This window comes from Streptomyces sp. NPDC086554, assembly GCF_040686095.1.
Taxonomy (GTDB): domain Bacteria; phylum Actinomycetota; class Actinomycetes; order Streptomycetales; family Streptomycetaceae; genus Streptomyces.
On sequence record NZ_JBFBJK010000018.1, the window covers coordinates 172,473 to 186,725 of the forward strand.

The following is a 14,253-nucleotide window of genomic DNA, read 5'->3' on the forward strand; positions in this document are numbered from 1 at the left end:
GGGCGGTCAGACGAAGCGGCGCACGAACGCCAGCGCCGTGTCGGCGACCTCCTCCCAGCGGCTGTCGATGATCAGCGCGTGGTCGCGGCCCGCCATCTCGGTGATCTCCGTGACGCCCGAGTTCTGCTGCTGCTTCTTGTACGCGCCGTTGGCGAGCGCCCAGGGCACGGCGTGGTCCTTCTCACCGGAGATGATCAGGAGCGGGCCGCGCCGGGGGTTGCGGCAGTCGACCTTCACCTCGGTCCGCGGATTGAGGTTCGCGGCCGCCGCCTGGAACGGCGGTGCGCACGGGGCGGGGACGGCGAACTTCTCGTACAGCTCCCTGGCCTCCCGCTCGCTGACCGCGTTGGCGTAGGCGTAGCGGAACTGCTCGAAGGTCAGCGGCAGTGCGCGCTTGCGGTTGGCCGGGTTGGCGATCATGGGGCGCAGGGAGCGCAGCGTCGACAGCGGGAGCGCCATGATGCCGCGGAACGGCGCCGGGTCGATCGCCACCGAAGCGGCGCTCAGCCCTCGCCCGGCGAGGATCTGGGTGAGCAGCCCGCCGACCGAGTGCCCGACGATCGCGGGTTTGCGCTCCAGGCCGTCGATGAGCCCGGCGAGATGGTCGGCGATGCGTCCGACGGTCTTTCCGGCGAAGGCCTCGGGGCGCTCCCTGGCCTCGGCCACCGTGTCAGGGTCGTCGGGCCAGGACAGCGCGACGGGCACATACCCGGCCGCCTCGAAGTGCGCGGTCCACAGGTCCCAGCTGCTGGGCAGCATCCACAGGCCGTGCACGAACACGACCGGCACGCGGTCGGTGGCTGCGTTGGCCCGGTCGATCTGCTGTGCGTCGTTGGGGGGCATAGCCCGAAGTTACGGTCGCAAGTCCCCCGGCGATATAGGGCAGTTGGCGGGTTGGCCGGTGTTGCATGGTGCTTGTCCGGTCTACGCGGAAACTGCCGCCCGCCTGGACACGCCCCGCGGTCCGGTCAGCGTGCGGCGCCCGCCAGGACGCGGTCCACCTGGCGCGGCGACAGGGCGTGTTCGACCGCGAGAATGCCCGCGCCCACCGCCGCGGCGTTCTGGCCCGTGCGGCTCGGCTCGATGCGCAGCACATGGGTGGCCAGCGGGTGCGAGCGCCGGTACACCGCCTCCCGTACGCCCGCCAGGAGTTGGTCGTGGACGGCCGCGAGCGCGCCGCCCACCACCACCGTGTCGGGATTGAAGAAGTTCACCAGACCCGCCAGGACCTCGCCCACCGCGCGTCCCGCCTCGCGCACCATGCGGACGGCGTCGCGGTTGCCGGACTTCACCAGGCGTACGACATCGCTGCCCGACGCGGCCTCCAGGCCGAGCGCGGACAGCCTGCGGGCGATCGCCGCGCCACCCGCGACGGCCTCCAGGCAGCCGGAGTTGCCGCACCGGCAGGGCTCCTCGGTGTCACCGACCCGGATGTGCCCGATGTCGCCCGCGCTGCCCTGCGCGCCCCGGTGCAGCCGGCCGTCCGCGATGGAGAGCGGATCCTCGCGCAGGGCGAGCATCTCGCCGCCGATGTCGAGCAGGGCGACCCGGCAGTGCGATGCCCCCAAGTCGACGCCTGCGACGGCGTGTTCGTGCGTGCGCAGGCGCAGCCGCCGGGGCGGTCTGCCGCCCGTCGACCCGCCGTCGGCCTCCTCGATGACGAAGTCGTGCGCGATGAGCGCGTCCACCCGCTGCGAGACCGTCGAGCGCGCGAGCCCCCGTGAGGCGGGCGATGTCGGCGCGGGTCTGTCGAACGTCGTCGGCATCCTGCAGAACTGCGTCGCCCTCGGCCTGGGCGCCGTCGGCCAGGCCGCCGTCATCCTCACCGGGTCGCTCGACCTGTCGGTGGCGTATCTGATCAGCCTGGGCACGCTCGTGGCCGCCACCACCATGGAGGACGGCAGCGTCGTCACGGCGGTCCTCGCCGTCCTCGCCCTGTCGGCGGCCGTTGGACTCGCCAACGGCCTCATCGTCACTGGCCTGAAGGTCAACGCGTTCATCGCGACGCTCGGCACCGCGTTCATCCTGCGCGGCTGGATCGAGGACAACTACACGGGCCCGGCGGGCAAGGTCCCCGCTTCCTTCCAGCATCTGGGCTACGACCGGATGGGCCCGATCCCCGTTTCGCTCTTCCTGCTCGCCGCCGTCGCCGCCGCGATGTGGCTGATCACCCGCCGCACCCGTTTTGGCCATCATCTGTACGCGACGGGCGGCGACGAACACGCGGCGCGCCTGTCCGGCGTCCGCACCCGGCGCACGATCATCGCCGCCCACGTCCTGTGCTCGCTCTGCGTGGGCGCCGCCGCCCTCTTCCTCGCCTCACGACTCGGCGCCGGCGCCCCCTGGGCGGGCACCGAGGCCCGCTACGACCTGGAGTCGATCGCCGCCGTCGTGCTCGGCGGCACCGTCCTGGCGGGCGGCTCCGGCGGCTACACCATCCCCCAGGGCAACCTCTTCGAGAAGGGCACGGACAAGACCCGCCCGGAGATCTACGCGATGGGCTTCCGCAACCCCTTCCGCTTCACCGTCGACCCCAAGACGGGCCATGTGCACGCCTCCGACTACGGCCCCGACCGCGGCGCCCCGACGACCGACCGCGGCCCGGAGGGCTTGGTCGAGTACAACGTCATCAAGAAGGCGGGCAACTACGGCTGGCCGTTCTGCCACGGCAACAACCAGGCGTACGCGCCCTATGACCCCGACACCCAGAAGGTCGGCGCCAAGTTCGACTGCGCCAAAGGTCGACTTCTCCAGCGAGGGCAGCAAGGACCCGGACGGCGACCCGCTCACCTTCGCCTGGGTCTTCAACGGCGACGGAACCTATGACTCCACCGAGGCCAACCCCTCCCACACCTACGACGCCAAAGGAGACTTCAACGCCCAGCTGAAGGTCACCGACTCCACCGGCAAGTCCGGTTACGCCAACGTCCCCGTGACGGCGGGCAACACCGCACCCAAGGTGACGATCGAGACCCCGGTCGACGGCAAGCTCATCCAGTTCGGCGACAAGATCCCCTACGAGCTCACCGTCACCGACCCCGAGGACGGCACGATCGACTGCACCAATGTCACCGTCAACCCGGCCCTCGGCCACGACGACCACGAGCACCCCACCACCGACATCCCCGGCTGCGAAGGCACCGTGGACACGGGTGACCTGGGCGGCCACCCCGAGGGCGCCGACCTCACCTACGTACTCAATGCCAAGTACACCGACAAGGGCGGCGACGGCGTCAGCGCGCTGACCGGCTACGGCCGCTCCGTCATGCACCCCAAGCACAAGCAGGCCGAGTACCACGACGACCAGTCAGGAACCCGCATCGTCTCCCAGGAGGGTGCCGAGAACGGCAAGCGCATCGGCGACATCAGCAACGGCGACTGGATCGCGTACAGCCCGATGAGCGTCGAAGGCGTCAGCAAGGTCAGCTACAAGCTGTCCTCATCGGGCCACTCCGGACGTCCCTGTCGAGGCGCTGACCGGCACCCACAAGCTGTATGCGGTCTTCAAGTCGACGCAGGACAATTCCTTCGACGTGGACACGGTGCAGTTCACCACGTCATAGTCGCTCGGTAGTCGCCAGAGGCATACGAAGGTCCGCAGTGCGCCGCTGTCCAAGGCGCACTGCGGACCGTCATCCCCGTCAGCGAGTACCGACCGCCGCACGCACGGCCCGCCGGGCCAGCTGGCAGTCGTCGTGCAACCGCCTCAGCAGCAGTCGCTGTTCCTCGCCGGACGGCGCAGCACCGGGATGGGCCGGGCCCGATGCCGCCGGGGCCGCGTCGTGCATCGAGCGCTGCACGGCCATTTCGTACGTACGGATCTCTCGGGTCAGGATCAGCATCAGGTTGACCAGGAACGCGTCCCGCGCCGCGGGACCCGCGTGCTGCGCCAGCTGACTGATCTCGCGACGCGCCACCGGAGCGTCACCGAGCACCGCCCAGAGCGTCGCCAGGTCATAGCCGGGCAGATACCAGCCCGCATGCTCCCAGTCCACGAACACCGGACCCGCCGGCGAAAGCAGGATGTTCGAGAGCAACGCGTCACCGTGACAGAACTGCCAGGTGTCCTGCTGCCCCGCCGAGTGCGCGATGCCGTGCAGCAGCTTCTGCAGGTCACCCATGTCCCGGTCGGTGAGCAGACCCAACTCATGGAAGCGGGAGATCCGCTTGCCGTAGTCCAAGGGCCTGCCGAACATCTCCTGCGGCGGCCGCCATCGGTTGAGGCGGTCGATCGCACCGAGCGCGAGCCGTACGTCCGCGCGCGGCGGCGGCTCCACGGGGTGCCGGGACAGCGCGGCGACGCGGCCCTGCATCCGCTCGATCACCAGCGTGCAGTCCTCCGGGTCCGCGGCGATGAGCCGCGGGGCCCGGACGGGCGGACGGTGCCGGACGAACGAGCGGTATGCCGCTATCTCGTGCCGGATCCGCTCGGCCCACACCGGCGAGTGGTCGAGTAAACACTTGGCGATCGCCGTGCTGCGCCCTGTCGTTCCCACCAGGAGCACGGTGCGTCCGCTGCGGCGGAGCACCTGCACCGGGTTGAACTCCGGACAGATGCGGTGCACCGAGGCGATCGCGGTGCGCAGTTGCGCCCCCTGGGGGCCGGACAAGTCGAGTCTCCCGCTGAGCGGTTGGGTGCCGGGCCCCGGGACGCGCCGCGTCCGGCCGGCGCCGAGCGACCCGGCCGCGGGGCGCGCGGGCTCCAAGTATGGGCCGCTGCCGGGCTGTCGGGTGTGCAGCGGCCGGGGCGGGGCGGACACGGAGGACGATGCTGCGTACATGGGCGATACAGATCCCTTCGTGTGCCTGTGAGTTGCGGCGCCTCCCGCCCGGCCCCCTCGGTACACCCTGGGGAATGCCCCTAGGTGGTCCGGGTCGGGGTGGCGCACTCCTACCTGACACCCGGCGTCCCCTGGCACACCATGTGGCGCACCCTGGCGAACCCTGGCGAATAGTCGCCCAGCAACTGACAGAGGGTTACTGTCAACTCAGCCGAGAACCTGGGGGCTTGACGTGAACGGACAACCCAACACCCGACTGTCGGACCTATTCGGCCTGGCAGGCTGGTCGAAGGGGGAACTCGCGAGACTGGTGAACCGGCAGGCGGCGGCCATGGGTCATCCGCAGCTGGCCACCGACACCTCGCGGGTGCGGCGTTGGATCGACATGGGGGAAATCCCGCGCGATCCCGTGCCCAGGGTGTTGGCGGCTCTGTTCACCGAGCGTCTCGGCCGTGTCGTGACCATTGAGGATCTCGGTCTGGTCCGGCACGGGCGCGTGGGGAAACGGCGTGGCGACGGGAGTGTGGAGCACCCCGACGGCGTGCCGTGGGCGCCCGAACGGACAGCCGCGGTCCTCACCGAATTCACGGGAATGGACCTCATGCTCAACCGACGCGGCTTGGTGGGCGCGGGCGCTGCGCTTGCCGCAGGCTCCGCACTCAGCAGCGCCATGCACGACTGGCTGCACACCGATCCGGCCCTCGTTGCCGACGCTCCACGCACCGACCATCCCCTGCACGCCGACCCCGCTGGGTTCGACCGCTATGAGGCCGCCCCCATCGGGTCGCAGGAGATCGAGGAACTGGAGCGCTCCGTCGAGGTGTTCCGGGCCTGGGACGCGGCCCGCGGCGGCGGGCTGCAACGCAAGGCTGTGGTGGGACAGCTCAACGAAGTGGGCGGCATGCTCGCCTACCGACATCCTGAACATCTCCAGCGGCGCCTGTGGGGCGTAGCTGCCAACCTCGCCGTCCTCGCGGGCTGGATGTCGCACGACGTCGGCCTGGAGCCCACGGCGCAGAAGTACTTCGTGATCGCCGCGCACGCGGCCCGCGAGGGCGGTGACAGGCCGCGCGCCGGTGAGGCCCTGTCCCGGGCGGCGCGCCAGATGGTGCATCTGGGCCGGCCGGACGACGCCCTCGACCTGATGAAGCTCGCCAAGTCGGGCTCGGGCGAGCAGGTCCTGCCGCGCACGCAGGCCATGCTCTACACCATCGAGGCCTGGGCACAGGCGTCGATGGGCAAGGGCCAGGCGATGCGCCGCACGCTCGGCATCGCGGAGGACCTCTTCGTGTCCGACAAGGGGGATGTGCCCCCGCCCAGTTGGATGCAGATGTTCGACGAGGCGGACATGCACGGCATGCAGGCGCTGGCCTACCGCACCCTCGCCGATCACGACGCGTCCGCGGCGGCCGCCGCCCAGCGGCATGCGAAGGAGGCGATCGACCTGCGGTCCAAGGGCCGCGACCGGTCGCAGATCTTCGACTTCATCTCGCTGGCCTCGGCGTGCTTCATCGCCGACGATCCCGAACAGGCCGACCGGTACGCGCGGTTGGCGCTGGTGTCGATGGGGTCCAACTCCTCGCACCGCACCTGGGACCGGCTGCGGGAGATGTACCGGCTGACCGCTCAGTACTCGGGCTATCCGAAGATCCAGGACCTGCGCGAGGAGATCAAGCTGGCGCTGCCCAAGGCGGCGGGCAAGGGCGGGGGTGGCAAGCGGGTCCAGGTGTGAGGGGTCGGTGCCGGTGCCCGGGTGCTAGTTGACCCGTGGTTCTAGTTGACCTGTGCGATCAGCAGGCAGGCGTCGTCCTCGCGCGGGGCCACGCCGAACTCTTCGACGACCGTTCGTACGCAGTCCTGTGCGCCGCGCGTGTCGGAGAAGCGGGGTGCGAGGGCCAGCAGCCGGTTGGTCGCCGCGTCCCTGGCGCGCCGGGGAACAAGGCCGTCGGTGTGCAGCAACAGCACGTCGCCTGGCTGGAGTTGCTCTTCGGCCTGCTCGTAGGTGGCGCCGGAGGTCGCCCCGAGGATCACGCCGTCCGGTGGTGTCAGCGCGCGCCCCGTCCCGTCGCGGAACAGCAGCGGGGCGGGGTGTCCGGCCTGCGCCCAGGACAGCGTGCCCGTCGCGGGGGAGTACTGGCAGCAGACCGCGCTGCCCAGGGCCGGTTGGACGGTGGTGTCCAGTAACTGGTTGAGCCAGCCCATCAGTTGACCGGGGCACACCCCGGCGACCGCCATGCCGCGCACGGCACCGAGCAGCATCGCCATGCCGGAGGTGACACTGACGCCGTGCCCGGTCAGGTCGCCGACGCTCAACAAGTACTGACCGTCCGGCAGTTCCATGGCGTCGTACCAGTCGCCGCCGATCAGGGCGCTCGTCGACGAGGGGAGGTAGTGCGCGGCGAGGTCGAGTGCCGCGGGTCCGCCGTGCGGGAACCGCAGGGAGCCACGCCACGGCGGCAGCACAGCCTCCTGCAGTTCGACCGCGAGCCGGTGCTCTGTCTGCGCGATCTGCCGCTGGCGCTGCAGCGAGTCACGGGTCTCGCGCACCACTCGCTGGCTGCGGCGCAGCTCGCTGACGTCCCGCAGGACCGCCCACATGGAGGCGGTGCTGCCGTCAGCGGCGAGCACGGGCTCGCCCATCATGTGCACCTGTCGTACGCCGCCGTCGGGGCGCGTGATCCGGAACTCGCCGTCGATCGGCTTACCGTCGATCAGGCAGTCCGTGACCATGGTCGTCAGCATCGGCTGGTCGTCGACGTGCACCAGGGAGGGCAGTTCGTCCAGGGAGAGCGGGGGAGCGTCCGGGTCCCGGCCCAGGATCTGATAGAGCTCGCCGGACCAACTCGCCTCGTCGTTCAGGAGGTTCCACTCCGCGCTGCCCACCCGGCTGAGCAGCGAACTGTGCTGTGGCTCGAGCGGCGGGGGGATGGCAGGCGCCGACGGCTCCGTCGTCGGCTGGACGGGCCCGTCCCTCAACTGCGCCAGGTGGTCGTCCAGGTCGTCGAGGTGATGGACCGCGAGGTCGCACAGGGCGCGCTGCCAGCGCCCCTGGGGGTCGCCGTGTTCGGTCATGGCATCGCGACGCACGGCGTCGACCTCGCCGCGGAGCCGACGCGTCTGCGTGATCAGCGCTTCGACCGAACCGCGCTCGGGCGGCTGGGCGGCTGGGCGGTCCGCGAAGACATGGGACGGCATGAGGTGCTCCGTTGACGATGCGGTGCGACCAGACGGGCGGGATGGACCGCTACTGACTTTCGCACAGCGCGGGGTGGCTCGTAAGGGATTTGGCAACACCCGAGGCGTTGTTGCATATGGCATATGCCTATGTCCATCGGGTGGGTGGCGCTCCGCATGCCCCTGGTGTCAGCCGCGCAAGTAGCGGATGACGGCCAGCACGCGGCGGTTGTGGTCATGTGACGCGGGCAGGCCGAGCTTGTCGAAGACGGAGGCCACATGCTTCTCGACCGTGCCCGCGGAGACGACGAGGCTCTGCGCGATCGCCGCGTTGGACCGCCCCTCGGCCATCAGTGAGAGCACCTCGCGCTCGCGCTCGGTCAGCGGCGCGAGCTCGGCCGCACGGTGTCCCGCACCGGCCAACTGCGTGACGACCTCGGGATCCAGGGCCGTGCCGCCCGCGCCCACCCGCTCCAGGGCATCGGCGAACTCCGCGACATTGGCGACCCGGTCCTTGAGCAGATAGCCGACCCCCGCCGACCCCTCCGCGAGCAGCCGCGTAGCGTACTTCGTCTCGACGTACTGCGAGAAGAGCAGCACGCCCGTTCCGGGGTGATCCCGGCGGATGTCGATGGCCGCGCGCAACCCCTCGTCCGTGTGGGTCGGCGGCATCCGGATGTCGGTCACGGTGACGTCCGGGCGGTGCTCGGCGACCGCGGCGCGCAAGGCGTCGCCGTCCCCCACGGCCGCGCAGATCTCATGCCCACGCTCGGCGAGCATCTGGCCCAGCAACTCCCGCAGTACCGCGGCATCCTCAGCGATCACGACGCGCATGCCCGCATGCTCTCACGCACGCAGGGGAAGATCGACTGTGACCGCCGTCGGCCCGCCCGCGGGGCTCTTGACTTCTATCCCGCCGTCGACCGTACGCACCCGCTGGACGAGCCCTGCCAGTCCGCTCCCGGCCCCGATCTCGGCGCCACCCTTCCCGTCGTCCCTGACCTGGAGGTAGAGCCGGCCGTCCAACTGCGCCACCGTGATCGCGGCCCGCCCCGCACCGCTGTGCTTGATGACATTGGTGAGCAGCTCGGCGGCACAGAAGTACGCGATGGTCTCGATCGCCGGGGTCGGCCGCTCGGGCACCTCCGTCACCAGGTCGACGGGAATGGCACTGCGCGCGGTCAGGGTCGCGAGCGCATCGGGCAGCCCGTCGTCGAGCACGGGCGGATGGATCCCGCGGGCCAGATCGCGCAGTTCGGTGAGCGCGTCGGTGGCGTTCTGATGCGCGCCGTCGACGAGTTGACGAATACGGCCGACATCCAGCGGCGCGCCCTCATCGGCACCGTCATACGCACTCAGCCGCTGTCTGACCATGTCCAGACTCATCGCCACCGCGACGAGCCGCACCTGCGCTCCGTCGTGCAGATCGCGCTCGACGCGCCGCAGCAACGCCACCGAGTCGTCCACGGCCAGCGCCCGGGTCTCCTCCAAGTCACGTACCCGATCGGCGAGTTGACCGGGCCCGAGGAGCGAACGGATCAGCCAGCGATCGGTCTCCGCCACAAGCCGGGTCACCCAGGGCGCGCACAGCAGGACGGCCACCCCTACCGCGGCCGCGAAGAAAGTGCCCGCGAAGGTGTCCACATGCAGCCCGCCGGCGGGAATGGGGGACAGCACCGGCATGCCCTCCGGATCACCCGCCTCGGGCCTCTGCCCGAACACCGCCCACCGCAGCGGCGCGGTCAGGCTCACCAGTCCCGTCACCCACCACAGGACGGCGTACGCCCCCAAGCAGCTGACCGGCAGCTTCGCCAGCACATAGGCCGCGGCCCGCCATCCGTTCCCGTCCCACAGCCGGGCATCGATGCGGCTGACGAACCTGCCCTCCGGCCGCAGCGGCGGCGGCGACTCGGTCTCCTCGCCCAGCAACCCCGCGGCCAGCCGACGGTGAACCTGCCCCAGCCCGCGGCCCAGCTGAAGCCCCGCGATCACCAGCAGCGCGCCCAGCACGAAGAACACCACCGACACCGTGAACCCCGCCCCCAGGGCGAGCAGCACCAGGAGGACCGCGCCACCCACGAGGCCGAGCGGGAACCCGATCAGGCAGTACGCCGCCTCGGCCCACGCCCGCCGGGTGAAGGGGGCGCGCAGGGCGGCGCGCACGAGGGCGCGAGCCTTACTCGCGCCACTTGCTGGCGCGGGGCGCTCCGGCGTGATCATGGGGGGTGTGACGTGCATGGTGTCCAGTGTCCCGTCAGGCATCACGGCGTGCCAGCAAGCGCAGGCCCGCGCCGAGCACGAGGAGTGTGTAGAGGCAGAGCACCGCGAAGCCCACCCAGGGGGAGAGTACGTCGGCTACCGGCTTGGAAACGGCCAAGGAGTTCCCGGCGATGATGGTCGGGAAGAACTTCGCCACCGTGGTCCCCGAGGCCCCGCCGATGATCGCCGGCAGCACGAACGTGACCGACACGAGCACGGCTATCGCGCTCGCCGTGTGCCGCGTGATGGCGCCGATCCCGATGCCCATCAGCGCGATGAGCCCCAGATACGCCCCCGAAAGCAGCACCGCCCGCAGCACCCCCGGATCGCTGAGCGCGGGCTCGGGCAGCCCCTCACCCAGCGCGGCCCGCCCTGCGAACAAGGTCACGAACGTGACGGCTTCACCCACCGCGAGGGAGATCCCGCCGTAGACCGCCGCCTTCGCGGCGAGGACCAGACGCCGGTTCGGTATGGCCGCCAGGGTGGAACGGATCGTCCCCGACGAATACTCACCGGTGACGACAAGAACGCCCAGCACACCGATCAAGAGCTGCCCGACCGCCACACCGGCCAGCACGTTGTTCGTAGGGTCGAAGGTGGCCGCCTTGTCGGTACTCGGCGCCTTCGTGTCGGCCATCGTCACGACGCCGATGGCCACCATGGAGACGACCACGAGAAGCAGCGCCCAGAACGTCGAACGGAGACTGCGGAGCTTGATCCACTCCATGCGGGCGGCATTGCGGAACCCATATCCCGCATGGGGCGAACGAGTGCCACGCTTCAGGACATGCGCTGGCGATACAGGGTTGCTCATGACGAAACTCCTCGATAGTCGGCGCTGTCCCCGGTTAGGGCGAAGAAGGCCTCCTCCAGGGAGCGGCCCTGCACGGTCAGCTCGCGCACAGAGGTGTCGGCGAGCAGCCGGCCCTGGCCTATCACCACCAAGTGATCGGCGGTGAGCGCCATTTCGCTGATGAGGTGACTTGAGAGCAGCACCGTGCGCCCCTCGCCGGCCAGCGACTTCATCAACTCCCTGATCCAGCGCACCCCTTCTGGATCGAGGCCGTTGACGGGCTCGTCGAAGAGGAGTACATCCGGATCCCCGAGCAAGGCCCCCGCGATACCTAGCCGCTGCGCCATCCCCAGCGAGAACGTCCCCGCCCGGCGGCCCGCGACGGCGGTGAGTCCGACCTGGTCGAGCACCTCGCCGACCCGAGACCGTGCGATGCCACCCGCGGCCGCGAGCGCCGACAGGTGAGACGCCGCACTGCGCCCGGGATGGAACGTCCGAGCCTCAAGCAGCGCCCCGACCTCACGCATCGGCCAGCGCAACTCGTCGTACGCACGCCCACCGATCCGCGCCTGCCCGGCGTCGGGCCGGTCCAGGCCCATGATCATGCGCATTGTCGTCGACTTGCCCGACCCATTGGGGCCGAGGAACCCGGTGACGGCGCCGGGCCGCACGTCGAAACTCAACGCGTCGACGGCGAGGGTGGGGCCGTACCGTTTGGTGAGACCTTGAGCCTCGATCATCTCATCTCCTGCCGCAGACACGCAGACACGCAGACCCGGTGGGGTCGGACAACTTCACGTTAGGTCTGCGACAGGACCCGCCGGAACGTGGCTTTCCTCCGTCTGTACTGGGGGTTTTCCCCCAGAGCCGGGGACTTCGCCAAGCCCACGCCGGCGAGGCCAAACGCCCTGTCGGGCGCTCCGAGCACCGCTGGACTTCCCTCCTGTTCCCGCGAGTTTCCGCGAGCTCCACGTCGGCGCGGGAATTCCCGGGGTGCCCGCTCCTTTCCCGTTCTCCCGTTGCCGTCGCTGTCGCCGCGGCGGTGACTGGTGAACGGATGCTGACCAGACATGGCCCGCCTTCAGCCCTTGATGGATCACGTGGTGGAGCGGTTCTATTTGGGCCTTGCCGGCGGCCACTTGCTCTTGGTCCAGCCCCTGCAGGGATCCGTAATCCCGCTCAAGGCAGGACGCGTCGAGGACAGCACGATGTCGGCTTGCAGTACGCCTCGTGCCCTCGCGAACCGGCTTGCGGCGTCCCGCCCTTCGTCGGACAGCGGCTCATCGAGGCGGCCGGTGATGATGCCGGCGATGTTGTGGGCTGTATGTGAGTGCCGCACGGTGGTGATCGACAGCGTGGCTAGCCAGAGGAGTGTCCGTCTCCACCGAGCGGGCGGAGGCGATCAGCGAAAGGCCCAGTTCACGGGTCAGGGAAGCGAATCGGTACGTTCCGCTCATGCTGCCATTCTGGTTCGGTTTGAGCAGGACTCCGTCCAGATGGCACGACTTGGCCGCCAATTGTGCGGGCCAGGTGGACGTGAAGTTGTCACCCAGCAGGCGGCACCGCGGCGGACGTGTGTCGTGGAGGACGCTCCAACTGTCGATGTCAGTCTCGGCGAGAGGATCCTCCAGCATGACCACGTCGAACTGGGCGAGCAGGCCGAGCCAGTAGTCGATGAGTCTGGCCCGGCCGAAGCGGCGTTCGCTGACCGGGAGACGGTACTTGCCTGCGCCGAACCAGTCGTCCGCACTCGCATCGATCATGATGCCGAACGTGGTGGCGAGGCCGGACCGGTCCAGCAAAGCGGTCACCAACGACAGCGCCTGTTCGTTGGGGTCGGGTCCCAAGTCGTGCACTGCGTAGCCGCCGACGACCCTCGGCGGGAGGTCCGCCAGTAAGGCGCGGGCGTCGTGAAAGAGGCACAGGTAGCCGTCGATCGCAGTCACGGTGTCGTCGTTGCGGGGGACGAGGAGGAGCTCGGTGAAGTCCGAGGTCACGGGCAGGCTGTATGCGTAGAGGCCGCCGTCCAATGAAGGCTTGGCGGGCGTCTGTCACCACCTGCTCGGCCTCGTCGAATCCTGGGGCTGTCGTCCTTTCGTAGAGCCACGTACGGATCTTGAGACCACGAGCAGCCCATGGCAGGCTCATGCCGCATGATCGATGAATTCGCGAAGGACAACCTGCACGGGAGACTGCGGCGGGACCGCAAGGCGCTGCTCTGGAAACTCGACGGCTTGTCCGAATACGACGCCCGCCGACCTTTGACAGCGACCGGGACCAACCTCCTCGGCCTGGTCAAACACGTGGCCACCGTCGAGGCCAGGTACTTCGGCGAGGTCTTCGACCGCCCGTCCCCGGAACCGCTTTGCCGGTGGCAGGACTACAACGGCAGCGATCAGTGGGCGACCGAGGACGAGACCCGCGATCAGATCATCGCGTTCTACCGGCGCACGTGGGAACACTCGGACGCGACGATCAACGAGCTTCCCCTCGACGCCCCCGGCCACGTGCCGTGGTGGCAGGAGCCTTATCCCAACACGAACCTGTTCGCCATCATGGTCCATGTCCTCGGCGAGTCCAACCGGCATGCCGGGCACGCCGATATCCTGCGCGAGGGCCTCGACGGCCGGACCGGGGTGCGCCCCGAATACGAGCAGCAGATCGACGAGGAAGCCCGTGCAGCCCACTGCGCGAAGATCGAGCAAGCCGCCAGGTCGGCCGCACCCATCAAGGCTTAGAGGTTGTCTCACGTGACGTGATGTCCGTGCGGCACGATGACGGTCGTCCGCAAGGTGGTGGGACCGCTCCGTGTGATGAGCGGGCCGTGTTCACGGCAGTGGTGTACGCGCTGACCAGCGGCTGTGCCTGGCGGCATCTGCCGCCGACGTCCGGCACGTCGCCCGCCACCGCGCAGCGCCGCTTCACGGTATGGACCGAGGCCGGCCTGTGACGTCGGCTGCACCGGGCGGTGCTTGACGAACTCGGGGCCCGGGGCGAGGTGGACTGGACCTCGGCGATCGTCGACGCGGCCTCCGTTCGCGCCAAAGGGGGGTATCGCTGACCGGGCCGAACCCGGTCGATCGCGGCAACGCAGGGCAGCAGGCTGCACGTGCTCTCCGATGCCAGGGCATCCCGCTCGCCGTCGCCGTGTCCGGCGCGAACATGCACGACAGCCTCGCCCTCAAGCCGCTAAGCCGCTCAGCCGCGGCATACCCGCCGTCCGGCCCCGCCGGGGACCACGGCGGC

Annotated in this window: 12 protein-coding genes and 3 pseudogenes; 5 read left to right on the plus strand and 10 right to left on the minus strand. The window is 69.8% G+C overall.

What is annotated here, in order from left to right; all coding sequences use genetic code 11:
* Nucleotides 1-6: 6 nt before the first annotated feature.
* Nucleotides 7-843: an alpha/beta hydrolase gene (locus AB0O76_RS28185; protein WP_365496641.1), complete on the minus strand. Its 837-nt coding sequence runs from the start codon at nucleotides 841-843 to the stop codon at nucleotides 7-9.
* A gap of 125 nt (nucleotides 844-968) precedes the next feature.
* Nucleotides 969-1,773, minus strand: a pseudogene (locus AB0O76_RS28190) (ROK family protein).
* Between AB0O76_RS28190 and AB0O76_RS28195 the strand changes: the two are divergent.
* Both AB0O76_RS28195 and AB0O76_RS28200 read left to right on the plus strand, forming a co-directional pair.
* A pseudogene (locus AB0O76_RS28195) lies at nucleotides 1,747-2,430 on the plus strand (ABC transporter permease); the annotation flags it as partial. The pseudogenes AB0O76_RS28190 and AB0O76_RS28195 overlap by 27 nt on opposite strands.
* Nucleotides 2,425-3,563 (plus strand): annotated as a pseudogene (locus tag AB0O76_RS28200) (PKD domain-containing protein); the annotation flags it as partial. The pseudogenes AB0O76_RS28195 and AB0O76_RS28200, both read left to right, overlap by 6 nt.
* Before the next feature lie 78 nt (nucleotides 3,564-3,641).
* On the opposite strand, the gene AB0O76_RS28205 reads toward AB0O76_RS28200, so the two are convergent.
* On the minus strand, nucleotides 3,642-4,781 hold the full coding sequence (locus AB0O76_RS28205; RefSeq protein ID WP_365496643.1) for an aminoglycoside phosphotransferase family protein: 1,140 nt from the start codon (nucleotides 4,779-4,781) through the stop codon (nucleotides 3,642-3,644).
* 232 nt (nucleotides 4,782-5,013) lie between these two features.
* On the opposite strand from AB0O76_RS28205, the gene AB0O76_RS28210 reads away from it, so the two are divergent.
* Entirely contained in the window at nucleotides 5,014-6,513 is a 1,500-nt protein-coding gene (locus AB0O76_RS28210; protein ID WP_365496644.1) for a hypothetical protein, read from the plus strand.
* 41 nt (nucleotides 6,514-6,554) lie between these two features.
* Here AB0O76_RS28210 and AB0O76_RS28215 read toward each other — a convergent pair whose 3' ends face one another.
* The 7 genes from AB0O76_RS28215 to AB0O76_RS28245 all read right to left on the minus strand — a co-directional run bounded on the left by AB0O76_RS28215 (nucleotide 6,555) and on the right by AB0O76_RS28245 (nucleotide 13,004).
* Nucleotides 6,555-7,976, minus strand: a complete 1,422-nt coding sequence (locus tag AB0O76_RS28215; RefSeq protein ID WP_365496646.1) for a SpoIIE family protein phosphatase — start codon at nucleotides 7,974-7,976, stop codon at nucleotides 6,555-6,557.
* 168 nt (nucleotides 7,977-8,144) lie between these two features.
* Nucleotides 8,145-8,789, minus strand: coding sequence for a response regulator transcription factor (locus AB0O76_RS28220; RefSeq protein ID WP_365496648.1), 645 nt, complete (start codon nucleotides 8,787-8,789; stop codon nucleotides 8,145-8,147).
* A 12-nt stretch (nucleotides 8,790-8,801) separates the two neighbouring features.
* Nucleotides 8,802-10,193, minus strand: coding sequence for a sensor domain-containing protein (locus AB0O76_RS28225; RefSeq protein ID WP_365496650.1), 1,392 nt, complete (start codon nucleotides 10,191-10,193; stop codon nucleotides 8,802-8,804).
* A gap of 16 nt (nucleotides 10,194-10,209) precedes the next feature.
* Entirely contained in the window at nucleotides 10,210-11,028 is an 819-nt protein-coding gene (locus AB0O76_RS28230; protein WP_365496652.1) for an ABC transporter permease, read from the minus strand.
* Nucleotides 11,025-11,747, minus strand: a complete 723-nt coding sequence (locus tag AB0O76_RS28235; protein ID WP_365496654.1) for an ATP-binding cassette domain-containing protein — start codon at nucleotides 11,745-11,747, stop codon at nucleotides 11,025-11,027. The genes AB0O76_RS28230 and AB0O76_RS28235 overlap by 4 nt, the downstream gene beginning before the upstream one ends.
* Before the next feature lie 374 nt (nucleotides 11,748-12,121).
* The gene (locus AB0O76_RS28240) at nucleotides 12,122-12,346 is read right to left on the minus strand and encodes a histidine phosphatase family protein (RefSeq protein ID WP_365496656.1); all 225 of its coding nucleotides are present in this window, start codon (nucleotides 12,344-12,346) and stop codon (nucleotides 12,122-12,124) included.
* A complete protein-coding gene (locus AB0O76_RS28245) occupies nucleotides 12,288-13,004 on the minus strand; it encodes a hypothetical protein (protein WP_365496658.1) in 717 nt (238 codons plus the stop codon). Before AB0O76_RS28245 ends, AB0O76_RS28240 begins: the two co-directional genes overlap by 59 nt.
* Nucleotides 13,005-13,160: 156 nt before the next feature.
* Between AB0O76_RS28245 and AB0O76_RS28250 the strand changes: the two genes are divergently transcribed.
* Nucleotides 13,161-13,745 carry a DinB family protein gene (locus AB0O76_RS28250; protein WP_365496660.1) on the plus strand — a complete coding sequence of 195 codons (585 nt, stop codon included), beginning with the start codon at nucleotides 13,161-13,163 and terminating at the stop codon, nucleotides 13,743-13,745.
* 86 nt (nucleotides 13,746-13,831) lie between these two features.
* A complete protein-coding gene (locus tag AB0O76_RS28255) occupies nucleotides 13,832-13,957 on the plus strand; it encodes a transposase (RefSeq protein ID WP_365496662.1) in 126 nt (41 codons plus the stop codon).
* The last annotated feature ends 296 nt before the right edge of the window (nucleotides 13,958-14,253 follow it).